14 protein-coding genes are annotated in these 25,575 nt (G+C 36.6%); 7 read left to right on the forward strand and 7 right to left on the reverse strand.

The features are described from left to right. Position 1 precedes the first annotated feature (1 nt). Positions 2-2,767 (reverse strand): DEAD/DEAH box helicase, encoded by a 2,766-nt coding sequence (locus MHB39_RS03235; protein WP_342545823.1) that lies wholly within the window; start codon positions 2,765-2,767, stop codon positions 2-4. Then, entirely contained in the window at positions 2,764-4,338 is a 1,575-nt protein-coding gene (locus MHB39_RS03240; RefSeq protein WP_342545824.1) for a hypothetical protein, read from the reverse strand. The genes MHB39_RS03235 and MHB39_RS03240 overlap by 4 nt, the downstream gene beginning before the upstream one ends. Before the next feature lie 204 nt (positions 4,339-4,542). Here MHB39_RS03240 and MHB39_RS03245 point away from each other — a divergent pair, with 204 nt between their 5' ends. Next, positions 4,543-5,019 (forward strand): IDEAL domain-containing protein, encoded by a 477-nt coding sequence (locus MHB39_RS03245; RefSeq protein ID WP_004269498.1) that lies wholly within the window; start codon positions 4,543-4,545, stop codon positions 5,017-5,019. 172 nt (positions 5,020-5,191) lie between these two features. After that, positions 5,192-6,022: a flagellin gene (locus MHB39_RS03250; RefSeq protein WP_342545825.1), complete on the forward strand. Its 831-nt coding sequence runs from the start codon at positions 5,192-5,194 to the stop codon at positions 6,020-6,022. A 40-nt stretch (positions 6,023-6,062) separates the two neighbouring features. Here MHB39_RS03250 and csaB read toward each other — a convergent pair whose 3' ends face one another. The 5 genes from csaB to MHB39_RS03275 form a co-directional block, all read right to left on the reverse strand. Continuing rightward, entirely contained in the window at positions 6,063-7,142 is a 1,080-nt protein-coding gene (gene csaB / locus MHB39_RS03255) for a polysaccharide pyruvyl transferase CsaB (RefSeq protein WP_342545826.1), read from the reverse strand. After that, positions 7,142-9,055: a DUF5693 family protein gene (locus MHB39_RS03260; protein WP_339280608.1), complete on the reverse strand. Its 1,914-nt coding sequence runs from the start codon at positions 9,053-9,055 to the stop codon at positions 7,142-7,144. Before MHB39_RS03260 ends, csaB begins: the two co-directional genes overlap by 1 nt. Before the next feature lie 20 nt (positions 9,056-9,075). After that, complete coding sequence (locus tag MHB39_RS03265) at positions 9,076-10,632, reverse strand: polysaccharide biosynthesis protein (RefSeq protein ID WP_333006216.1); 1,557 nt, start codon at positions 10,630-10,632, stop codon at positions 9,076-9,078. Then, positions 10,629-11,369, reverse strand: a complete 741-nt coding sequence (locus MHB39_RS03270) for a WecB/TagA/CpsF family glycosyltransferase (protein ID WP_026023336.1) — start codon at positions 11,367-11,369, stop codon at positions 10,629-10,631. Before MHB39_RS03270 ends, MHB39_RS03265 begins: the two co-directional genes overlap by 4 nt. 344 nt (positions 11,370-11,713) lie before the next feature. After that, a complete protein-coding gene (locus MHB39_RS03275) occupies positions 11,714-13,564 on the reverse strand; it encodes an S-layer homology domain-containing protein (RefSeq protein WP_342545827.1) in 1,851 nt (616 codons plus the stop codon). Between the two features lie 632 nt (positions 13,565-14,196). On the opposite strand from MHB39_RS03275, the gene MHB39_RS03280 reads away from it, so the two are divergent. The 5 genes from MHB39_RS03280 to MHB39_RS03300 all read left to right on the forward strand — a co-directional run bounded on the left by MHB39_RS03280 (position 14,197) and on the right by MHB39_RS03300 (position 25,447). Next, positions 14,197-17,904, forward strand: a complete 3,708-nt coding sequence (locus MHB39_RS03280) for an S-layer homology domain-containing protein (RefSeq protein WP_342545829.1) — start codon at positions 14,197-14,199, stop codon at positions 17,902-17,904. A gap of 1,264 nt (positions 17,905-19,168) precedes the next feature. Further along, entirely contained in the window at positions 19,169-20,500 is a 1,332-nt protein-coding gene (locus MHB39_RS03285) for a hypothetical protein (protein WP_342545830.1), read from the forward strand. A gap of 183 nt (positions 20,501-20,683) precedes the next feature. Next, on the forward strand, positions 20,684-21,562 hold the full coding sequence (locus MHB39_RS03290; protein WP_342545831.1) for a glycosyltransferase: 879 nt from the start codon (positions 20,684-20,686) through the stop codon (positions 21,560-21,562). Positions 21,563-21,701: 139 nt separating this feature from the next. Then, the gene (locus MHB39_RS03295; protein WP_342545832.1) at positions 21,702-22,808 is read left to right on the forward strand and encodes an acyltransferase family protein; all 1,107 of its coding nucleotides are present in this window, start codon (positions 21,702-21,704) and stop codon (positions 22,806-22,808) included. A gap of 1,967 nt (positions 22,809-24,775) precedes the next feature. Next, complete coding sequence (locus MHB39_RS03300; protein WP_342545833.1) at positions 24,776-25,447, forward strand: hypothetical protein; 672 nt, start codon at positions 24,776-24,778, stop codon at positions 25,445-25,447. Positions 25,448-25,575: the final 128 nt, after the last annotated feature.

Below are 25,575 nucleotides of genomic sequence, written 5' to 3' on the forward strand. Positions count from 1 at the left end.
ATTATATATCTAATGTTATTAAATCACGGAGTTCTTGATCTTCTAACTCGGTCAACCATTGGCTTGACTGAATAAGCTCTTCGGATAATGCAGATTTCTGCACCAGCATCTTATCAATTTTTTCCTCGATCGTGCCAATTGTCACAAATTTATGGACCTGCACAAATTGTGTCTGTCCGATGCGATAAGCACGATCTGTTGCTTGATTTTCAACAGCAGGATTCCACCAGCGATCTGCATGTAAAACATGATTGGCTGCTGTTAGATTAAGTCCTGTTCCACCAGCTTTCAAAGAAAGGATAAATATAGGGAAATCTCCTGCCTGGAAAGCCTCTACTAAGCGGTCTCGCTGCTGCTTAGGCATAGCACCAGTTAAAAACGGTGCATCTACATTATATAATTCACTAAAGCAATGCTGTAGTAATTGTCCCATTCCAATATATTGTGTAAAGATGAGACATTGCTCTCCATTGTCCACAATCTCTGCTGCCATTTGTACAATGCGCTCTAGCTTAGTTGAACGTGCAAGCATTGTTTTGGCATCCTCGAAAGGTTCCTTTAAATATAAGGCAGGATGATTACATAATTGCTTTAATTTACTGAGCATCTTTAAGACGCGCCCCTTTTTTTGAAAGCCTGTTAACTGCTCTAGCTGATCAAGCGTCTCTAAAATATACCCCTCATAGAGTGAAGCCTGCTCTGTTGTTAATGGACAATATTCATTCGATTCTAGCTTATCTGGTAAGTTAAGCTGTAAATGTGGGTCACGCTTTGTACGACGTAACAAGAACGGCTGAATTTTTGCTCGAAGCTTCTGTTTATGCGACTCTGATTCGTCCCGTTCAATAGGCAAAATAAATTCTTCATTGAAGCGGCCAAAGCTACCTAGATAACCCTTATGAATAAAATCAAAAATAGCCCATAACTCAGATAAACGATTTTCTACAGGTGTCCCAGTGAGAGCAATGTGATGGTCACCTAGCAATTTACGAATGGCTTTTGATTGTAATGTTTGCATATTTTTTATATTTTGAGCCTCATCAAGTACAACTGCTGCCCAATCGATATTCTGTAAAAATTCAGTATCCTGTGACACAGTACCATAGGTTGATAAAATGACATGTGGTCTTTCTGCTGTCACTAGCTGTTTAAACTCTTCATCCTTTGCTCGATTTGTTTGATAATGTGTATGCACAATTAGAGACGGGGCAAATCGAGCAAGTTCTTTTTGCCAGTTCCCAAGCACTGAAGTAGGACAAATAATGATGGATGGCTTTGTATAATCAGTTGATGACTCATAAATATGAAGTAAATAGGTAATCAATTGAACCGTTTTTCCAAGGCCCATATCATCAGCTAGACATGCACCGAAACCTTGTTGGCGCATAAAGACTAACCATTCATAGCCCTCTAATTGATAGGGACGTAATTCGGTTTGTAAGGACAATGGAATTGAAACGGCAGGCAAGCCTTTCTTCTCTAGAAGCTGCTCCATGTATGCTTTTAATGATTGTTGTATTTCTAGTGCAAAGACTGGATCATCTCTCAGTGCATCATCTGCATCCTCTTCCTCAAGAGGGGCAGACAAGTCTTCTGGTAATTCTCTAAATAATAATTCTCGAACAGTCCAACTTTCATCTTCTGCCTGCTGCATTAATTCACGCATTTCTTGCATCCAATTGGCATCTACTCGGAACCATTCAGTACCAATACGAATAAATTCACGTTTCTCATCCACGAGCTTTTTAAATTGCTCAGCCGAAATCGTTTGTCCGTTCATAGAAAATTGCCATTTAAACGTTAAAATATCATCTAAACCTGCTACCTTCCTTGTAGAGACATTGCTAGTTGTGACGCGTACTCGAATTTTAGATTGTTTTAAATCCTTTAGCCATGCTGGGAGTACAACATCGAAACCAAGAGCCTGTAATCTAGCGAGATCCTCACGTAGGAATGAGCGAACTTCTAAATCTTCCAGTGTCACACGAATAAAGATATCACTATTGATCGTATCAGTGGATAGAAGTTCTACAATTTGTTGTTGTTGCTGCGCAATTTCAGTTGCAAACATTCGCCATTTTGCAGGTAGTGCCTCTTCTATAAGTAAAGATTGTTTACGAATAGCAGGTGTCCAATAGTTTTTGGTTGTAGCGGTGCTTAGGACCGTTTCTAATAACCATACATCTGTCTCTTCCTCGGGCTCACTTAACCGTAAAGAAACGGAAACGGCTCCAGCCTGACGCGCTTGATCTAATGGCCAGCCACCTCGTAGGAAAAAAGGTAGTAACTTTGGTAAATCAGCTAGTATTAGACCAACCTGAGAAAGCTTCTGCTGTACAGCTGTTTCCAATAATGCTGAATCTATATGATCAATAGGGAAACTTAATGATAAAAAATCCTCTGCAATCACAGCATGTGACCAAAGGGACGGCTCTTGCCAGTATTCCTGTAATGCGAATACCTTTTTCAGCCATTCCATACTTTCTTCATTTGCACCAATCCAATTGATGAAAGGGTGCTGGAAGCTTGTTGAAAAAATATCTAGTAACTCAGCTGTAGAAACCTCAATTGTATAATCAGTCCGATTTGTTAATAATCCATAAACATTTGCCTCATAAGTAAAGAATAGCGAAGAAATTAGTGTATCAACATCAATTGTTGCACCATTTGCAGTAAAACCCTGCAACGTAAAATATCCTTCCCGAGCTACTTCAATACGGAGCTGTTGTGTTTTGGAAAAAGGGGAAGGAGCATTTATTGTCATCATACTAAGTTTCCTTTCTCAATTTCTTCTTGTAACGCACGTAGTCGTTTATATTCTGCACGAATGGTTTGCATATATGTTTCAAAATAAGCTGCTTTGCCAGCTCGCTTTGCAGCACTCCGCATACTTTTCCAAATACGCACAGCCTGTTTATAATTTAAGCGTGATTTTTGAGCAATTTCAGCCATTGCATAGACATGATATAAAGGTAAAACAGTTGCAGGTTCAATCTGCAATACATCCTTTAATCCACACATTTCTAAATAGGATAGAGAGGATGGGTTTAATTGATGTAGGGCTGCCCATTCCCGATAGCGACCTTTTTTAATTAAAAAACTGGAGAACGGCTGTAGTCCATACACACCAAAGGCACTGTATAGCATTGCTTCCTCTTCCTCCGTAAGCTGGATCTCATCAAATAGAAGTTGGAATTGCCTTACGTATTGGGCACGTTGAACGACCGGAACGACCTCCTGTAGAAATACTTCAGTCAAAGGTAAAATTGCTCGTAAAATGACTGCTAATGAATAGGACTCTCCTGCACGTTGAGCAAAAGTAGCCAGTTCAAACAAGTCCTGCATTTGTGGTAAATCAATTTGTGCCAAACTTTCAAGCAGCAAATTCTCTTTCTGTAATAGCACATAAAATAATAATTTTAGCGATTGTAGAGAAATTTCTGCTGAAGGGTGATCAAGATTATTTATATATGCCAATTCCTTTTCACGTCGAGGCTTCTCATAAAAAAGCACTGCCCATAGCAGCATGTATAGACGAAGTCGGTTGGCGAAAAGCCCTTGCCGTTCTAATAAAAATTCTCTTACTAGCTCTTGGATGGCGTCATAAAATGGGTCAGTCGCAAACAGACGTGACCGATTAGAAAGCTCTGTGAGAATGCTCTCAAAAGATTGAGTGCTTTGATCGATAAAATATTTCATATAAGATGAATCTAAAGAATGACCAGGTGTTTCATTTAAATGCCGCCATATCGAATTTAAAATGGCTAGTTCCATATAGAGCTTATAAAGGGGTTGCCATTCACGCTCAAAGGGCATATGCCGACGAAGACGCTCTAAAGCATCGGTTCTTACAGCGGAAAGCCCATAGCCCTCTAGTACACGCCCAGACGGTAATAAATGTTTCATCACCTCATCCACCATCATCGACCAGCTTTGTGGGCTGCGTTCATCTGCTAAAGATTTTAACTGAACTGATTTTTGAGCACGCCAAGCACTCGACCAATTTTGAACAGAATCAAAATATTGGTAGAGAGCGAGTAAAGCACCTATTTGATGTCGACACCATTTTGCTTGAGGACAGCTACAATGTAGCTCTTCCTTGGAAAAATCAATTTCAACAGAAGCGGGTCTGACATCTTGAACACTTGCATATAATATAGAACTTGCTCCATTAAATCGTTCAAAAACAATGGACTTATTCCTTACTGAAAAGACAGCACGGCGCACTAGTTCCTCATCTTCGGTAGAGGAAGGATGTAACCCTTGTTCAGCTTCTTTTAATTTAGTCAGCACAAATGCTTGATGTTCCTTAGCTAATTGCGATATAGACAATGCCATAACCTCACTCCTTTCATCATGTATGGCTATAGTTAACATTGTTAATTGTAAAAAGGAAAAAAAGACTGTCCTTCCATTATACGATTAAAATGCAGTAATGATAAGCTGAATGATCAGAAAGAAAAAAATGAGTTAAAGATAGTTAACAAGGCTTTAGATTTATGTTAAAATCTGAATAATCAGATAACTAAGGAGGGATGAAGGATGATGCAAGTTCAATACATGAAGCCGTTTTACACAAAAGTTACTGGAGATAAATTACGTCTCGTATTTGCTTATCAATATTTCTCTATTTTAAAAGAGAATGAGATTTTCCATTTCATTCCCATAGAAGGTAAAGAGATGATTATCAACATGAAGACACAGCAGATTGAAAATTTATCTGAGGTTTTTGTTTTCCAAAAAGGAAATCGCTTTATTCGGTTACCACTTTATCAACTATTGCTTATTACCAATGTCCATGAGCATTTAGCACCAATACTTGAAAGCGCTACACCAAAGCAACAAATTCCAATGGTTTCTACTGTGACGGTTGGCGAAATCGATCAGCTTATTGCAGAGCTAGAGGAGAAAAATTTGGATCATTTGATTGATCAGGCATTACTAGAGAATGATAAAGAACTCTTTTTCGAATTGCTACAGCAAAAGAGCCATCAACTTGGGGGTTTCAAAATTGAATAGATGGAATGTCCAGTAAGCACCTACTTATCATAAATGACAAGCAGGTGCTTTTATTATGTAGTTAATCAACTATAAAATGTTAAAAACGCATAAAAAATTAGAAACAATTTCCAGTATAAAGGTCAATAGATGAGATGTTGAACCGATATAAAAACAAGAAGGTGGTGAAATCATGCTTGGTAAGTGGTCAGCAACGGGGATGGCAATCCTGAATAATATGAATCATCATTATGGGGCGATGAGTAAAGCTATGCTGCGAATTTCTTCGGGTTATCGCATTAATAGTGCGGCTGACGATCCAGCTGGACTGGCGATTTCTGAAAAAATGCGTGCACAAATTCGTGGCTTGAATATGGCAGCTAAAAATATACAGGATGGTATTTCTCTTGTGCAGACGGCAGAGGGGGCACTGAATGAAACACATGCCATGATTCAGCGTATGCGTGAGTTAGCAGTGGAAGCAGCCAATGATACATTAACGGATGATGATCGTAAAAAATTAGATTTGGAATTTCAGGAATTAAAAAAGGAAATTCAGCGCACATCGACCGATACAGAATTTAATACGAAGACATTACTCAATGGGGATTATGAAACAAATGGCCTTAAGATTCAAGCAGGTGCAAATGCAGGGCAAAGTATAGAATTATTTATCAATGGAATGGGGTCCGAGGCACTTGGATTGAAGGATGCTTCCATTGCTACTCGTGAGGAAGCGGAAAAAGCCATGTCTTCAATGGATGAAGCCTTAAAACGTGTTTCCAACGAACGTTCACGACTTGGTGCCTATCAGAACCGCTTGGAACATGCCTATAATGCTAATGTGAACACGGCAGAGAATTTACAAGCAGCAGAGTCTCGTATTCGAGATGCAGATATCGCAAAAGAGATGATGAATATGGTGAAGGCGCAAATTTTAATGCAAGCAGGTCAATATGTTTTAGCCATGCATATGCAACAGGCCCAATCCATTTTAAAATTATTAGAAGTAGGAAAAAAATGATGAATTTCAATTAACATTGAAATTCATCATTTTTTAATGTTTATTTTGACAAAGCATCAATTGCTAATTTAGCTGTTGCTGTTGCTTCATCTTGTAATGGGATGACAGCCTGGCGCATTTTTTCTTGAACCGTTGTATAGGATTCGAGGATTGCCACAGCTTGTTCAAACAATGTCACACCATTCCAATCATCAACCTCAACATGACCGATGACGGGCTGATCAACGATATCAGCAAACGCATCAATTTTCGGGTCATAGGAAATCGCAATAAATGGTGTTGCATAGATTGCCGAGAAAATTAAGGAGTGTAGTCGCATACCTATTAATAGTTGCGATTGACCAATCACTGCGATTTTTTCCTCAATGGATAAATCAGCAGGAGCAATTAAGCTCTTTTCCTTCATAAGTGCTGCTACTTCCTGTGAAGTGATAAAATCATGCTCACCATGCATAGGGAGGAAGACGATTTGCTCACCCTGACGCACTAATTCATCTAGGCTATGTGCAATTTTCTCTTTGTAGGCAACAGCGGAAGGCCAATCACGAACACTTACAGAGATATAGCTATCGGCTGATAAAGAAACACTTTCTAGCCAATCACAATGAAAGTTATTACCGTTTAATCCCATCACAGGATCTGGTACGATCTTTGTTTCTTTTCGTACACCGATCTCTGTTAAAAGAGCTAGAGAGGCTCTATCTCTAACCGTTATTTGCTCAACCTTATTAAAGACTGTACGAACAATGAATTTACTAAGTGGATGATTAATCGGACCCATACCTTGGGCGTAAACAAATACTGGCTTCTTCAACCATTTTGCAATTTGAATAACGCCCGCATAGTAAGGAATAGTTTTCATGCCTGTTTGATCCTGCATAAGACTACCGCCACCACTAATCAGTCCATCCGCTGTTTTAAGTAATTGGCGAATTTCTTTCATTTTCCAACGATTAACGGCTTTGACACCATATGTTTGCTCAGTAGCTGCTGGATTATTAGATAATACCGTGATCTCTATATCACTTTGCCACTTTTTTAATGATTGGATAATGGACAGTAGAATGGCATCATCTCCGACATTATCAAATCCATAATAGCCAGATAAAACAACGTGCATTATGACCACCTCGCGATTGCCTTAGAAACCCAACGATAACCGATTTTGAAGATTAGGATAAACACTAGTCCTACTACAAGACCTAGAGATACGCTGTATAGTGTACGTAACACAGAAACAGCTACTGGGATGTGTAGGTGAGTAAATGTATTCATGATGGATAGGAAACCGATAACACCTGGTACAAGGAGAATACTACCCCATTTACGATTAATACCCATTACATATAACGCTAAAATGAAGAATGGGAAACCAATTAAAAATTCCTTCGTTCTTGGTCGAACATACAATGTATTTTCTAGCCATTGTCTAAAGGCTAATTCCATATCACTTACAGAACCAGAGTTTCCTGTTCGGCTAATGTAAAATAATCCGACACCAGCCAATACAATGAGTAGTAGCACATGCCAATATTTTAATTCTTTATTTAACAATGTTACCGTATTGGATAAAGAGTTCTTAATGTTTTGATCAGCTAGTCGGTTCATCTCAATTACTGTAAATAATAAGACACCCATAATTGGAATAAGATAAACAAGCTTAACCCCTTTAAATACAGCAAAGCCTGTTATAAAAGCATTACCATTCAATAAGCCAATGACAATAACGATCCCAATAACGCTAATTGCTACTGCCTTTAAATATTGGACAATTATGTTAGATAGCTTTGTAGAACCTTGCGCTGATTTGATGACTGCATAGGTTGGTGCAAGGACAGCAATAATGAGTGCAAATGCTTGTAAGAATAGAGTACTTTTCAGGATAAAGTACGCAATCGCAAGTACAGCCATAAAGCCAGCTGCCGCGATACGAAGAGGCATCCATTTTACTAATTCTGAAATGATAAAGGTAAATAAAATACCTGCTACTAATACGGCTGCTTTGACCCAAGCTGGCACTGCAACTTTATCAAATAGCTTTGGTTCACCTGCTTTGAAATGATCTGGCATTGTGTCATGCACACCATTTAAGTAATCAATCGTTTCTTCAACATTTTCTTTGGCATTGCCTGTTGTTTTAATATGATAGAAGATAGAGCGAATATTACGCTCTTTGACAGCTCGTGTTGTACGATCAATACTTGCATTTAGCTTTAATTTAGTCTCTCTGTTCACATTGATGCTATGCAAACGAATCATATTGTAATCCGTCATTTGAGCGATTTTACTTTCGCCTTTAAGTGGGTTACTTTCAATTGTGTAGAAGTAATAGCCAGCATCATTTAATTTTTCAACTAATTGATTGCCGTTTTCTTGTCCAAATCCAATGGCTTCATCACCTTGGCCAAGTAAGCGGCCTGCTGAAGCCTCTTTTAAAGCGACTAATTGATTAACCAACTTTTCATTAGCTACTTCATTATCTGCATTTTCCACCTTAAAGATATGAGCCAGTCCATGCTTACTAATCATGTCAATCGCAGGCTGATCGTAGCCAATCGGTGTTTTTAAATCAAAATTGTGGTTAGAAGCAGGAAGGAAATAAAAAGCTTCTTCACCTATTTGTACTTCCTCTGGTGTAACGCTCTCCATGATCAGCTTTTGGTAGCTTTCATTTTCAGGTACTCGAATATAATAGCCGCTATTAGAGATATCAACAGCATCTTTATAGGGTGTAAACAATAATTGTGCTGCTAACTCACTTTCCTTATAAACGGTAATTAAGTTTTGTTTATCCATTTCCTTTAATGTTAAGGGCTCTAGACTCACAGTATTCAGCCCAGCATCCTTTAAGGAGGAAAGGATTTCATCCATTGTTAGATCGCTATTTTTTTCTGCGGTTTGTATTTCATCATAGGGAATAACAATCTCATAAGCATCATTCGATTGCTCTGCATTCCACCTCATCATGATACCTGTAGAGGAAACGACGAGTAAAAGAACAATGATCCCCCAAAGCCATTTCTGTTTTGACATAAGTGTCCTACCTCTCTTATTTATGAAAATCTTTTTCCGATAACAGGGATTTTCTTTAAATCTTGTTTATGAATAGCTTTCATTAGCCATAGTAGAAGGAAGTAAAGTGCCCCTCCAACTACGATTGCGACAGTTAGATAGCCCATAGCTAACATTCTTGACCAATGTGTAAAGTCAAGCCAAAGTGTTGGTAATCCAACTGCGGCTCCCATTACAATTGAAGACACAATCATTTTCACCGTATCTTTTCCAAGGACAGTAAAGCGAATCGTACGATAAATAAAGACAGAATTCACAATAAATAACACAAAATACACTAGCAAAGTTGCATAGGCAGCACCATCTAAACCGAATGCCTGAATAAGGAAGATGTTAGAAAACACCTTAAGGACAACACCACTCAAAATAATGAGGGCTCCTGTTTTGGCAGCATTCATACCCTGTAGAATACCTGTTCCAAGCAAAGTCAGAGATGTAAAGACAGAGCTAAGGTTGATGATGGCTAACATTAAGCTTCCCTCTAAGTCTTTAAAAAGAGCTAGATTTAAAGGCAAGGTTAAGGCTAGTAGCCCAATCGCAGCTGGCCATGAAATAAGGTGTGTCATACGATGAGTTTGCTCAATAATAGTGCGTGTTTCATCCAATTTACGTTCAGCTAGCTTCGTTGTAATCAAAGGTACAAGCGGCAAGATAATCGAAGAAGCAAAAACAGTCGTAATTTGAACTAATGTTAGTCCTCGACCATAAATACCATAAAGATAGCTAATTTCACTCGCATCTGCACCAGCACTTCTTAAGCCATATGTAACCGTAAAGGAATCAACAAAGTTAAAGAGTGCCATTGTGACAGAACCAATCGCAATTGGAATAGAAATTTTTAAAATGGTTTTACTGTATTTAGAGAAATCCTTACCAGAATATTTCTCCTTACTCGTCACTTTTACCGAAGAACGGAAATATTTAAAGAGTAAATAGAAAAGTGACCCTAGAGCTCCTAATACAGAGCCTGCCATAATTCCACCAGCTACGATGTCATTTGAATAATCCATTGCTACTAGGAAATAAGCAACGATTAAAATTAACGCAACACGTACTAACTGCTCAATCACTTGCGAGATGGCAGTAGGTCGCATATCCCCAAAGCCTTGGAAAAATCCTCTATAGACAGCCATATAAGGAGCTACCAGTAATGTAAGGGCAACAATAATTAAGGCGATCTCTGTTGATGGCCCACCAAGTGCATTTGCTATCTGCTCTGAAAAGCCGTAAATGATTGTAAAACTAATGACGCCAAAGGATAATGCAAGGATTCTTGCAGTCACATAAATTTTCTTAATTTTGGCAGTATCCTGACTCGTCTTGGCTTCCGCAATTAGCTTAGAAATAGCGATAGGGATACCTGCAACGGATAAATAAAGGGCTACCATATAAACAGGATAGACAAGACTAAAAATACCGAGTACTTCATCACCAGCAATATTTTGAAGTGGTATACGGAAGATACTACCGATTACTTTAGAAAGTAAGGTTGCTATCGTTAGGATAAGTGTGCTTTTAACAAATGTTGACTGACTCATTTTGTTTTGCCCTGACCTTTAAGCTTTAATGCAAATACCTTTAAAGCAAAGCGTGGGAGTACAAGCATTCTGCCAAATCGACTTGGCTGGCGTAACAGTCGATAGAGCCATTCAAGATTTAACTTTTGCCAAAGTACTGGAGCACGTTTTACAGTGCCTGCGATGACATCGAAGGAGCCACCTACACCGATAAATACACCCTTTGAAAATTTCTCAAGGTTTTCCGTTATCCATTTTTCCTGTCTTGGTACACCTAATGCCACAAATACAAGATCAGGCTGTAAAGTTGCAATTTCTTTTGCAAAATCATTATTATTCCAGTCGAAGTAGCCATCATGATAGCCAACGACATCAACGTTTGGATAGTTCTTATGAATATTGGCAACCGTCTTTTCGATGGTTTCCTTTTGAGCACCTAATAAATAGATTTTAAAACGTTTTTGCTGACCAACTTCCAACAGACGTACCATCGTATCATAGCCAGTTACACGCTCTGGAAGTGAATCACCAAGGATTTGTGCAGCCTTAACGACACCAATGCCATCCGCACAAATGTAAGTTGCCTGCTTTAAGTAATTCATGACAGTTGGATTTTCATTTGCCTGCATGACAACTTCAGGATTGGCTGTCACAACGAAAGTTTTTTCTTGCTGTTCAATACGATTAACGAGTAAATCAACAAACCCTTGCTGACCAATATGTAAAAAGGGTATGCCCATAATCGTTACATGCCTCATATAGTGTTCAAACCTTTCTGTAATTCCATTTTCACTGCAATCTATCATACCATAAAAGCAATATTGACAGGAAATTTTCGATAATGGGTTTAACGGGGACTAACTAGGGTATAGCGCTAATAACTGAACGAATGTTAAAGGAAATAGCACTCGTCCTATTAAGCTTTTTTAGGACACTATTTTGACGTAGATAACTACTAAATTTTAGGAGGATAGTTTGAAAATTATATCCTAAAATTTCGAGTTTCTTCTATTATATAGCGCTTTCATCTAGGTGCTAAAAAATGACTAACAAAAAGAGTGCGAATCATCATCGCACTCTTCTTTTGCGCATCCTATTAAAATCATTTTTTTACAATATAATCGCCATGTACCCAGCCTGTTTTTCCGTTGTAAAGCACCTGATACCAGGCACCATTTTTTATAAATTCACCTTTATCGTCTACAACGCCGATAATAAAGCCATTCGGTTTAACAGTACCTAAAATAGCACTTGTAGTAGATGGTTCGCTTCGAACATTGAGTGTAATGTTCATATTGACAATTTGTAAGCCATTTTCAAGACTCACATAATCATCAAGCACCCAGCCCTCTTGTTCATTGACACTTACTTTCAACCAACCACCATTTTCACCAAGAACTTTAAAGGAGGTATCCTTTGGCAAATTCGTAATAATCGAAGCATTATCTGCTGTATTCGGATACGTTCTCATATTGAGATTAATCGTCGTTTTACCTGCTGCTCCAGCTAACCCTAAATCCAATGCGTATTGCTTCGATGGATTCGGTAATAAAGGAGCGGAAGATTGACTTTGATATGCAGGCACATCAAACACTAGGTTAGTTGTCGTATGAGCACCAATTAATTCATAAATATCATAGATCTTCTTCGCTTGAATGACAGCCCACATCACATGTGTTGCATACTGGTGGACTGTCGGATTATCAGGATTCCAACGCATTTTATAAAGCGTATCCTGACCCTTGCTAATATACTGATCCTTTACAAATTGGGCACCTCCGATAATAGCATCCTGAACAGTAAACCATCCATTTGTATAAGCACGCTCCGCACCATACTTATTAGCATCAGCATCAATAGCGCCAATACCGTAAGCATTGTAGGTTGTCTTAATAGCAGTTAATTTATCGCGATTTTCTGGTGTCGCCATCATCGGTTTGCCATTTGTATCTAAGCCAACCTCGATCCCTTTAATAAGTGCAGAAGCCCCATTGGCTGTTTCATGCAAGGCATGGGAGACTAAATAAATAGCATTAATCTTATTGTCTACACCAGCCTGAATAAAGGCATCCGCTGTACCTGCTAAGCTACCTTTATTCGCAAGTACTTTATCATTCAGCTCTTTTGCACTCAGGTTATTAACGACAGTAGATAATTTTAGGAATTGATAATAAGATGGGCTATCCTGCATAAAGCTTTTTGGGTGTACATAGTATGACACTAGTGCCTCGCTAGCCGTGAAAATGCCAGCACCATCGACCTTTGGATTATTCATTGTTTGTTTACTCACTACAGAAGAGTAATCATGTGAGTAATTCGTCGTCATGTATTGCTTACCACCTGCCCCAGGCGCCTCTAGATGGATTAAACGATAGAGCACGGTAGCTGCCTCAGCACGAGTTGTTTGAGCAAGAGGTGCAAATTGATTATTTGGCTTCCCAACAAGTAGTCCTGTTGTGACGACAGCTTGTACATCTGCATAGGCCCATTTGGCAATGCGCGCATTATCACTAAAAGCAATAGGGGAGGAAGAAGTATTGATGTTTTGATAAGTAAGAGCTCTTTTTAACATAGCCGCCATTTCCTGACGATTAATGTGATTATTCGGATGGAATTTGCCTTGCTCATCACCTTTAATTAGCCCGTGATAGCTTGCTTGTTCGACTACTCCGTAATACCAGTCACCTTTTTTAACATCTGTAAAGGTTGCCTGACTAGAAGCCGCTGGCAAGTTCAGTGTTCTAACAAGAAAGGCTGCAAATTCAGCTCGAGTGACAGCATCATTCGGACGATAATTGCCGAATTCATCACCCTTCATTAAATCGTTGGTAATAAGATAGTTCATTTCATGGTAGGCCCAGTGCTTCGAAATATCTTCTGCAGAAGCGGAAGTTGGCGCAAGATATAACATGCCTGCCAGTACGGCCCCATAAAGAGGAAATTTACGTTTCATTTTTTAAGCTCCCTTCAATAGCTGATATGTTCTATCAAACTATCAAAAGTGTAGCATAAAAAGTGGCAATCTATTATTACAACATGGGGACAGATAGATTTAACCATTTACTTAATAAAGAAGAAACTCATAAAGTTGGTGGGGAAGAGGCAGAATTCGCTAAGAAACGCCTTCTATATTTCTGTTTCTTTACAATTATAACTAAAATATTACGGGAGTCTTTAATTTTTGACAATTTAGTAACCATTCCAGAAAATGCTTGGTTATTATTGAGAGTAAGGTATAATAGGTAACGGAACTATATGTTACCAATCCAAATGAGGATATAATTAGTTGTAATTTTAATGGGTTTTACTAAATACCATATTAGGTATGGTAAAAAAATCTTCTATAACTAAATTTATGTCCCAATGCTTGAATTTCGGAAAAGATAGTGTTATATTATTGTAGAAAGTGAATAAACTTACTAGAATGGTATTCTACTACGCTTTTTCTAGTAAATTTACTAACAAATTTGCTTTAGTTTTGTATTATTCAAGAAAGCTATAATACATACATTTAGGTAACTAGGCGGTACTATAGTTTTCGTTGGATTAATATCAATTTAAGGAATTTTAGGGAGGAATACATTAATGGCAAAGCAAAACAAAGGCCGTAAGTTCTTCGCGGCATCAGCAACAGCTGCATTAGTTGCATCGGCAATCGTACCTGTAGCATCTGCTGCGCAAGTAAACGACTATAACAAAATCTCTGGATACGCTAAAGAAGCAGTTCAATCTTTAGTTGACGCTGGTGTAATCCAAGGTGACACTAACGGGAACTTCAACCCACTTAACACAGTAACTCGTGCACAAGCTGCAGAAATCTTCACGAAAGCTCTAGAATTAGAAGCTGACGGCGATGTAAACTTCTCAGACGTTAAAAAAGGTGCTTGGTACTACAACTCAATCGCAGCAGTAGTAGCAAACGGCATTTTTGAAGGCGTAAGTGCAAACGAATTCGCTCCAAACAAATCTTTAACTCGTTCTGAAGCAGCTAAAGTTCTTGTAGATGCTTTCGGTTTAGAAGGTAGCGAAAGCCTAAGCCAATTCGCTGACGCTTCTCAAGTTAAACCATGGGCTAAAGATGCTCTAGAAACTGCTGTAGCAAACGGAATCTTCACTGGTTCTGAAGAAAACGGCAAATTAAACCTTAAACCAAACGCAGCAATTACTCGCCAAGACTTCGCAGTAGTATTCGCTCGTACGCTTGATCTAGCTGTTGAAACAGTTGACGCTTCAATCAAAGCTATCAACGCTACAACTGTTGAAGTAACATTTGATGAAGAAGTTGATGTTGATAATGTAAAAGCTGAAAACTTCAAAATCGACGGTTTAGAAGTGAAAAGCGCAGCTATTAAACAAACAAACAAAAAAGTTGTTGTTTTAACTACTGCTGCTCAAACTGCTGATAAAGAATACGTTCTTTCTTACAAAGACGAAGAAATCGGTAAATTTAAAGGTGTTGCTGCTGTAATCCCAACAAAAATTGATGTTACAACAGCTTCATTACAAGGTGTTATTGGTAACGAAGTTACTCTTAAAGCACAAGTAACAGTTCCAGAAGGTCAAGATAAATCTGGTATTCCAGTTACTTTCAACATCGTAAACAATAAAACTACAAATGAAAAAATTGAGAAAGTAGCTTATACAAATGCTGAAGGCGTTGCTACTTATTCTTATACTCGTTACTATGGATCAGAAGATTCAGTTGCTGCTTACGCAACAGATAAAGCTTCTGTAGTATCTAACGCAAAAGTATACTGGGCTGATAAAATCCAATTAGCAGTTTCAGAAATTACTACAGGTAATGATCTTACTAATAACACTAAAAAATCATACAAAGTAAAAGGTGCTAAAAACACAACTTACTATGTAACAGTAAAAGAAAATATCGGTGTTACACCTGATAAAGTTACTAAATTAAATGTTCAAAATGCAGGTTCAAGCCTATTTGTAGTTCCAACTGAGTTATCAACAGGCGGAAACAACGTAGTTGCAACAGTGGTAACTGATGCTGATGGTGAAGCAACATTTACTGTATACGGAGAAAACTTAACAGCTACTCCAATCGTATACGATGCTAAAACAGTATCCGGTAATCTTAACTCTGCTGGTACTCTTGTAGATGATGAGTACTCTAAAACAGCATTACAAGCTGAAGCTCCAGCAGTTAAATACTCAAAAATTGATGCATTGAAATTATCTGTAGTAGCAGAAGGTGTTGCAGAAGCTGCTCAATATGATACAACTCCAGGTGCATATAACCAAAATTCTGTAGGTGGTCGTACTTATACAGTTACAGTAACTGATAAAGATGGAAAATTAGCACCAGCAGGTTCAACTGCTTATGTGACATTTGAGGAAAACAACTTCGCAGATAGCGTATACTTCTCAACTGGTAAAAACAACTTCCAAAAAGTTACTAAAAATGCTGTGTTTGCAATCACAGTTGGTAAAGAAGGAAAAGCAACATTCCGTGTAGCTGGTCATGGTTCAACTGCTTTCGTAAAACCAACAGTATTCTTAAATACAGCAGGTAGTACTTCTACTCCAGCATTAGATAAAACAGATGTGCAAACTGTTGCAGATGTAACTTACTTCAAATCTGCAGTTGTTAAAAATGCAGTATTAAAAGTTACTGATGCAAATGGTAACACAATTACTTCTACAACTGTAGGAACTGATGCGTATATAAAATATCAATCTGTTGACCAAAATGGATTTGCGTATAAACCAACTGTAAGTAACTATCAATTAGCATTTGACGTAACTTCTACATTTGGTAATACAATTGTTAAAGATGAAAATGGTACTGTATTAAATGCTCACCACAACCAAGGTAATACAAAAACTTACCAAGTGTTCTCTAACTCAGTAGGTGAAGCAGTTATCCGTGTATCTACAACTAGCGCTGATACAGTGAAAGTAAATGTTACTGGTGCAAACGGAATTCTTCCGACTCAAGATGCTACAGTATCATTCACAACTGCATCTACTGCTGATGTAGCTACTGGAGAAGTAATTTCTATTAACAAACCAGATCAAAAATTTGTAATCCAAAATGCAACAGGTGCATCATATACTCTTTCTTATGATGAAGACGATGTAGCTCAATATCAAATTGCTGGTGTTCGTGTAGAATACGATGTGTTCGAAGCAGCGTTAACTACAACGGATAGTGTTTCTGCAACTAAAACTGCAGATGGCAAATATATCCTGAACATTACAAATGACAGAGTGGCAGGTCCTGTTACAATTAATTCACAAACAGCATTTAATCAAGCTCTTGCAAACGGAGAAACTTCATTTAACTTAAACATCACTAGTGGTGGTTTAACAATTAACACTATTGCGACAACTACACTTAACTTAACAGGTTCTGTAGTTGGTGATGTAACTGTAAATGCTCCAAATGCACATATTAACAACACAGCAACAATTACTGGTAATGTAAACATTATCGATGTTGCAGGTTCATCATTTGTAAATGCTGGCTCTATTACTGGTAACGTAGTTATCTCTGATAGCAACGCTAAATTTGATACAACAACTGGTACATTTGCTGGTAAAATCATCATCAACGGTACAGGTTCACAAACAATTACTTTATTAGGTACTGCTAACAATAACATTGTTGTAGGAGCTAATGTTACACAATTAACATTAACTTCACCTAATGCAAATAACACAATTTCTGCTGAAAGTGCTACTACAGTTGTTTCTAACAATGGTACAACATTCACTCCTGGAGTAGTTGGCGGAAAAGGTACTACTGGTGTGATTGAACTTGATGCAGCTGATTATGTTGTAGGTGCAAAAGCACTTGTAACATTAACTGATGCAGATTTAGATACTAACCCAGCAGTTCAAGACAAAGTAAAAGTAAAACTAACTTATGGCACTGCTACTGCAACAGAATTAGAACTTACTGAAACATCTGCAAACTCTGGTGAGTTCGTAGCGTATGTAGCTGCTGATAAAGCTGGATCATTGAAAGTTTCCTACACTGATGTTAAAACTGCTTCAGGTACTGTTGAAGAAAAACTAGCTACAGCTGTTGTTTATGCAACGGATGCTGAACAAGCTAAACCTGTAGTGGAAAAGTTTAAATTGGATCATAAAGTAATTTTAGCTAAAACAGTTGAGACTGTTGCAATTACTGACAAAGCTGCTGTAACTGCTGCTAAAACGGATTTAGATAAATTATCTGCTGCTGCTAAAGCTCAATTAACTAAAGAAGCAACTTTATTAACTGACCTGGCTACTAAAATTGCTGATTTAGAAGCAACTCCTGAATAAAAATAAACGAAACGTTGCTTTATAAACTAGTTCAGTACTAGTGAAATAAGCGGAAATACACCCTATAAGTATGTATAAATTTTAATGAAATTTGACTATTACTTATTAGTGTGTTATTTCTAACTGTTAACTTCCATTTGATAGGTGAATTTCCTATCCTTGCTAAACAGTCTATCAGGCAAGTGCCTAATCCTCCTGGATCCAGTGATGTGCTGATACACAAAAGGGATTAAGTCAGGTGAAGTCGTACTCAAGCGAATCTGAGGCGGGGCTCTTTAAAAGATAGCTATGGTCAGGAAGACGAATCCATGTAGGCAGGGTGAGGTAGTACATGTCGCGAAATAAGCTAGGAGTTCGGCATGTATCCTACCTTCTGCAATGTTGGTATGGCGATTAGTAAAATTGACTGTTAAACTAGTCGTTCTCACTCCTGGATAGTGGAGACCTAAGGTTATCAAAATAAGGGATGGATGTAACGGAACGTTTGAAGTCTTTATAGAGTAGATGTATCAGCATCAGTGAGACTATAAAGATGGCAGCGGGTTCATAGTAGTGTTGATGGCTAGCCGTTTGGACTTGTATGGTAACATATGAGAAGGGTAAAACTAGCAGGAGCGAAGGAACCCAGTCAGTAGTAGAATTCTATAAAAGCTTATTTCCCCAAATTTAAGCTTACAATTTCATAGGGCCAATCATTCTATAATGATTGGTTTCTATTTTCACCTAATTGATAGGTATATTTTCGTGTGAAACATTACTTATGAATTTGGGTATAAAAAGTATTACTTACTATTGATGGAACGCCGTGTGCGATGAAAGTCGCTTGCATGGTGTAGGCTCACTATAAGACATAAGGTGAGAATAGCAAATCTGAAATTGATAATGTATTAACTGCTTATAACATTAATAAAGATACAGCATTTGGTGGATATATTTTAGGTTTCAATAAGACTGACTTAGTATCACAACCTACAGCAGGTAAAACAGTAACAAATGATTATGTATTTGTAATTGGTAATAGTGAATATTCGATTTATCCTCACGCTTCAATTGCAGACCGTTATTACGTGCGTATTGCAAATGTAACAAGTGAAGATGCAGTAAAAGCAGGTACAATTAAAGCTAAGTAATTTGGTAATTCTTAAGAGGTAATATTCGTATAACGAAATTAAAGAGAATACACATTATGAGTCTTCAAAATGCTGTATTCTCTTTTTTAAAATTGAATATCTGGTATAGAAAGAAAAATTATGAGGTGAATAAGTTGAGCAAAAATTTTTTAAATCGTACTACTAAAGCAACACTAGCCACATTATTGGCAACATCAGCAATTGTACCAGCTGCAATTGTAAATGCTGAAGAAACTTCAGCTTTTGACCAAGCACTTTCTGCATTAAATAAACGTTTAAAAAGTGATACGAATTTTAATTTAAATAATGAAGAAGAAGTTCAGGGTGAATTATCAGCTCAAGAAATTACTTTAACAGTAAAAGTTAGTGTAGATTCGAATAATAATTTCACTTCATTAAAATTGTTAGATGTGGAAAATGGGATTGAAAAGATCTTAAAATTAAGTGACAACAGTAATGAATTAATTATGGCAGATGCACCAACAGATGCACCAACAGATGCACCAACAGATGCACCAACAGATGCACCAACAGATGCACCAACAGATGCACCAACAGATGCACCAACAGATGCACCAACAGATGCACCAACAGATGCACCAACAGATGCACCAACAGATGCGCCAACAGATGCGCCAACAGATGCACCAACAGATGCACCAACAGATGCGCCAACAGATGCACCAACAGATGCGCCAACAGATGCACCAACAGATGCACCAACAGATGCACCAACAGATGCGCCAACAGATGCGCCAACAGATGCGCCAACAGATGCACCAACAGATGCACCAACAGATGCGCCAACAGATGCACCAACAGATGCACCAACAGATGCACCAACAGATGCACCAACAGATGCGCCAACAGATGCACCAACAGATGCGCCAACAGATGCACCAACAGATGCACCAACAGATGCACCAACAGATGCACCAACAGATGCACCAACAGATGCACCAACAGATGCACCAACAGATGCACCAACAGATGCACCAACAGATGCACCAACAGATGCACCAACAGATGCACCAACAGATGCACCAACAGATGCACCAACAGATGCGCCAACAGATGCGCCAACAGATGCACCAACAGATGCACCAACAGATGCGCCAACAGATGCACCAACAGATGCACCAACAGATGCACCAACAGATGCGCCAACAGATGCACCAACAGAAGAAGATGCTCAAGAGGTTTTAAATAATTATGTATCTAAAATTGTTGTAACAGACGCAGAAGGAAATGAACAAGAACTTTCAATATCAGAGTATACTTCAAATGTAAGTAGCGGTATTATTTATGATATTAATCCAACGAATGCTCTAGCATTAAAGGATGCAAGTGGTATTGTGATTAATGCTACATTTAATGATTATTGGAGTGAAATTGCTGATTTAGAAGGATATACTTCATTAACTCAAATTTTTGAAAGTATTATTACTAAGAAGAAGGCTGAATAATTAAGTATAAGTAATTTAGTTTTTAATTTGAAGAGTGTCTAATCTGTTATATACAGTTAGATACTCTTTTGTGTGTAAGTTGTGAGTAATGTGTTATGTAATTAAGTACCAAATGAAAGTGAAGCTATAAATTATAAAAATTTTAAGTAAAACTTTAATAAAAAAGCAGAGGTGGTATACGTAATGGAGGATTTAATATCGATTATTTTCCCAGTGAAGAATGAAGGGAATAATGTTCTAAATACTTTGAATTCGCTAATTAGTACTAAGACAAATAGAAGTTATGAAGTAATAATTGTTGATGATAATAGTGAAGATGGTTGCTGTGATTTTTTAAAAGATTTTAAATCAACAGTTCCGATTAAGTATATTAAGGCCAATGGTATTGGATCTTCACAAGCTAGAAATGTAGGTGCAGAGGCTACTAAAGGGAAATACCTCATTTTTTGTGATGCACATTTATTTTTTGAGGATTATTGGTTAGATAAAATGATAAAGCCGTTAGAAAATAATTTAACTAATGCAGTTACACCTATTATTTCACCACATGATAATCCTAAAGTTAAAGGATATGGACAAACGCTCAATATGACAAATTTTAGAGCCAAGTGGAATGGAGTTAGAACTGAGCTGTCTGATACAGCAATATTATCTGGTGGATGTTTTGCTATTAGTAGAGAGATTTTCTTTGCTGTAGGAGGATTTGAAAAGCGTTTTAGGGTATGGGGATTTGAAGATATTGAGTTTTCGATTCGTATGTGGTTATTTGGATACAAATGTTCGGTGGAACCGAGCGTTCAAATATTACACATTTTTAGGAAAGTATTCCCTTATCAAATGAACGCTAACTTTTCAGATTACAACATGATTAGATTAGCATATAGTCACTTTAGTGAAGAGCGTATTGAAAAATGTAAGAAATTTGTTAGAAGTCAACAATTAACGAATCAATTTGTAGAAGACAATATTAAAGATAGTGTATTAGAACAAAGAGCATTGTATTTTAGCAAGCGAAAATACGATGATGATTGGTTCTTAAACAAATTCAATATCGAGTTTTAATTCTCAATGACAAATTGTATCACACTTTAAAATGGTTCATAGCCGTAAATTCGCCAAGTTCTTTTTCTATGAAATTTGCTATAAATTTATATTTGGGGTTTATTCCTGTTTTTTTACTTTATGATCGGTGTATTTCCATTTGATTTCACAATCAGATATTGGGCAACCAACTCTAAGATTTGAGGTAGAATCAGAAAAAATAATAAATTATTTATATCTTATGATATGTAATGAAAGAAGGAATAATTTGATCAAGGAATGGAATTTATTAAGAGCAGTAGCTTGTCTGAGTATAGTATTTCTTCATAGTACGACTAGAATAGGTGCAGTTGTAGGAATGCCAGAACTAAATAGTTCTTATCAATTTTTTAGAATATTGTTATGTTACGCTACTCCAACATTTATAATTATCTCTATTTTAATTTTGGTATATAAATATCCAGATGGATTAAGAAAAGGTTTTTGGAGTAAGCGTTTTAAATATATATTCGTACCATTTCTAGTATTTGGTGTGATTGATGCATTTGTATCTTGGGATTTATATTCAAATGTAGTGCTTGAGGAAAAACTATATAAAAATTTAATTTTTGGAGACTATGAAGGTTACTTTATTTTAATTATTTTTCAGTTTTACTTTTTATTTTATTTAACAACGAGGTTTCAAGTCTCTAATTTAATATTTTTACCTCTTAGTATAGTCATTATGTATGTCTATCTGTATTGGTTAGATTTAAATACTCCTTGGATAAATGAAAGATTATATTTCTTAAAATTACCTTTTCTAGCTTGGGTAGCTTATTTTGCTATAGCATATTATATAGGAAAGAACTATGAAGTTATTGCAAATCAACTAGTGAAATATAAATGGTGGACAGTAGCTTTATTGTTTAGTGCTATATTATTGGTTTGGCTTTCATTTGAGCATGGGAATAATTGGCCATCATCAAGAGAGTTACATATTTTACCTTTAAGTATTGCAGTAACAGCCTTTATTTTAGCATTTGGTTATTATATCCCAAATAATGGAATAATTAACTTGATAAGTAGATATTCATTGGGAATTTATTTATTACATTGGCAAGTACAAAGATATCTAGCGCCTTATGTAGTTGATTTATTTAATACTCTGCCACTTCGAGTCGCTATGTTGTTTATTATTAGTTTATGTATAAGCATTATCATTATAAAATTAATATCGTTGTTGCCATTTGGTGAGTATATTATTGGAAAAGTGAGGAAAATTTAATTTGCAATACTTTTCTAATAGGGTATCAACCACATACCATTACCCACGATTAGTTACTGAATTTTTTTACTTGAAATTTATGCCAAAATTAGGAAAAAGCTCTTCAAATCTTTTAAGTAGTATTAGCTATTGTTAGACGAAATTATTTTGATAATTAATAAGTACAAATGAGTAGTTGTGCTAAAAAAATTATTTTACTTTCCGGGAACTATTACACCTTGGTGAATTATTATTTCAATCAGTAATGATTCTTTAAATTGCTCTGAGTTGATTTTTACTTGATGAAGGACAATTAGAGGTGTATTGTATTACTTAATTACCACCCAAGTAAGTTTGAAAAAAATACTAGAACCGAATAAATGAACTCTTAACTATATATCCTAATAATCAGTAGTACCATTCATCCCATCATAGAGTAAATTGCATTTTTAATTTTTGAAGGAAAAAATTGTGTATCCGCAAAGCGTATAGACATTGCGTAAGTAAATTCTAATGAAAAAAATGTATTTTATAGAATAAATTTAATTGGGGAAATAGGTAAGATATTTTACCGCTGAAGGATTGCTGTGTGCGATGAAAGTCACATGCATGGTGAAGGCTCATTATAAGACATAAGGTGAGAATAGCAATAATATTTTCAATATACCAACTGGCTGTCTTTATTGGATTGGCTCGGCAGATACTTACAAGAATATTCCTCTTGAGGACCACCTAAATGCTTTTACTATCAATTTTAGGGATAAAACAGAAGCTCGCTTTGTTTCTAAATATTCTGTATTATATTCATATGAATTAGAAGGAATTACTACACCATGGGTAGATATAGAAATTACTGCTCCGGAAAATGCATCAAAGGCAGTATTAAATGTTACAGGAACAAATCCGAAAAGTAATAAGGAAGTAAAATTGAAATCTGACGGGAAGAAAAAGTACTTTTTATATTTATTTCCGGCTGGATTTGATGAAAAATTAGCACCTATCAATAATCAAAGTATATTACCTACTGAAGATACATTTAGGTGCATTACACAGAGCGGATCAGGGTACTACTGTTAAAAAGATTACGTTTGATGGTAAGGATTATGTATGGAACGGAAATGCTAAAGGTAGCAATTGGAAAACTGAAGGTGAGACATCTGTTACCTTAGTTTCAGATGTAGTAAAAAATAAAAATAGTTCTATTAAAACAGTAAACCTAACAATAAATGGTATTGAAGTAAGCTTTATTGCTTAAGATGTCCCAACAAAAGAAAGCATCTGGACAAAATAAGAGGGAGAGTCCTATGCGAGAGAAATCTTAGTATGGCTTTTCTTTTTAGTGTTTAGTTCTTGTATTAATAAATTTACGTAACAACTCACTTTTGAAATTTAATCTTATTAAGAAGTAACAGAATGACGCCTTTCATTCCAGCAGGAGTGAAGGGCTTTTTATAATATAAGCATGAGTTCATATGGAAGAGAAACAAAAGAAAATATCTGAAAAGAGGATTCAGATAGTGGATGGGGTGCTGGAAAAATCCATGCTGTATCAAAATCACCATATTCGTTCCTCACACAAAATGCTTATGAAATTAAGCATCGTTTTTTTGTAGATATGGATCGTGAGCATTTTAGACACAATCAATTAAGCTCGTGTGGTTTGATTGTGTCCACTTCTCGGTACTATTTTAGGTGATTTGAAAAATAGGTAAATAAAGTTCAGGTAATATAATAAATATATATAAATAAAATGGTCTATACAAGAATTAGTCGTTTAATAGTATTTTGTTAAATTAGGTATAAAGTTGTGTTGAAATGTCTGAATATTGGGATTTAAAAAACCTCCAAAATATTATATAATTGAAATGGGGAAATAAGTTAAAATGCTGACGGCACGCCGTATGCGGTGAAAGTCGCTTGTACGGTGTAGGCTCGGATCAAAAGTCATTTGGGAACGAATGGTATAAGACGAGAATAGCGTTTCGCAAGTGGATATTGATGGTGCATCATTTTCTTATGCTTTAGAAACATATTTTGACTATAATTCTCCAGTGTTTAAAGATAATACATTTACAATATATGTAGATGCCAATCACTCATTAGATGAAGATGGTTTTTTCGTGAATAATGAGGGGAATAGTGCAGGTGAGGGACTCTATACACTATCCCTATCATTAAAGGGTGATATGGATATAAGTAAACTATATGAGGAAATAAAATTCTTAAAGCCAAAATCTGACAAAATAAAAAATGCAACAAAGGTTGATATCTATATTGATGGTGCTCTAGTGTTAAAGGATGCTGATACAAAAAATATTCCTGGAGTTTACTTCCCAGTTGCAAGTACTTATGTTGGGGAAGAGAGTTTAAAAAGTAGTATTATACCAAAGTACGTACGTGGCTACGATTTATGGAAGTCAACTTTTAGTATCTCTGATGATATTATGGAGCCCCATAGTAATAGAAATGAGTTGTCTGACGAAAAGCTTATTGGTGGGAAGCAAGTGCTTAAAACAAATTATATTAAATTCAAAGCATTAACAGGTGAATATCAGTTTAAATTAATCTGGAAAGACGATAATAATATTGTTCATGGTCAAAGTGATGTTAGTATAAAGGTTGTTAAACAGTTAGAAATTCCCTTTGCTTATCATCGATGAATACAGTGTATCGGGTGCACAAACAATTCTGATAATACAATACAATACAATACAATACAATTTATAAAGATACAATGAGTGAGGTTAGAGAGGGAGAGTCCTATGTGAGAGAAATGAACTGACCCCTT

Source organism: Lysinibacillus sp. FSL K6-4013, from assembly GCF_038630435.1.
GTDB classification, from domain to species: domain Bacteria; phylum Bacillota; class Bacilli; order Bacillales_A; family Planococcaceae; genus Lysinibacillus; species Lysinibacillus boronitolerans.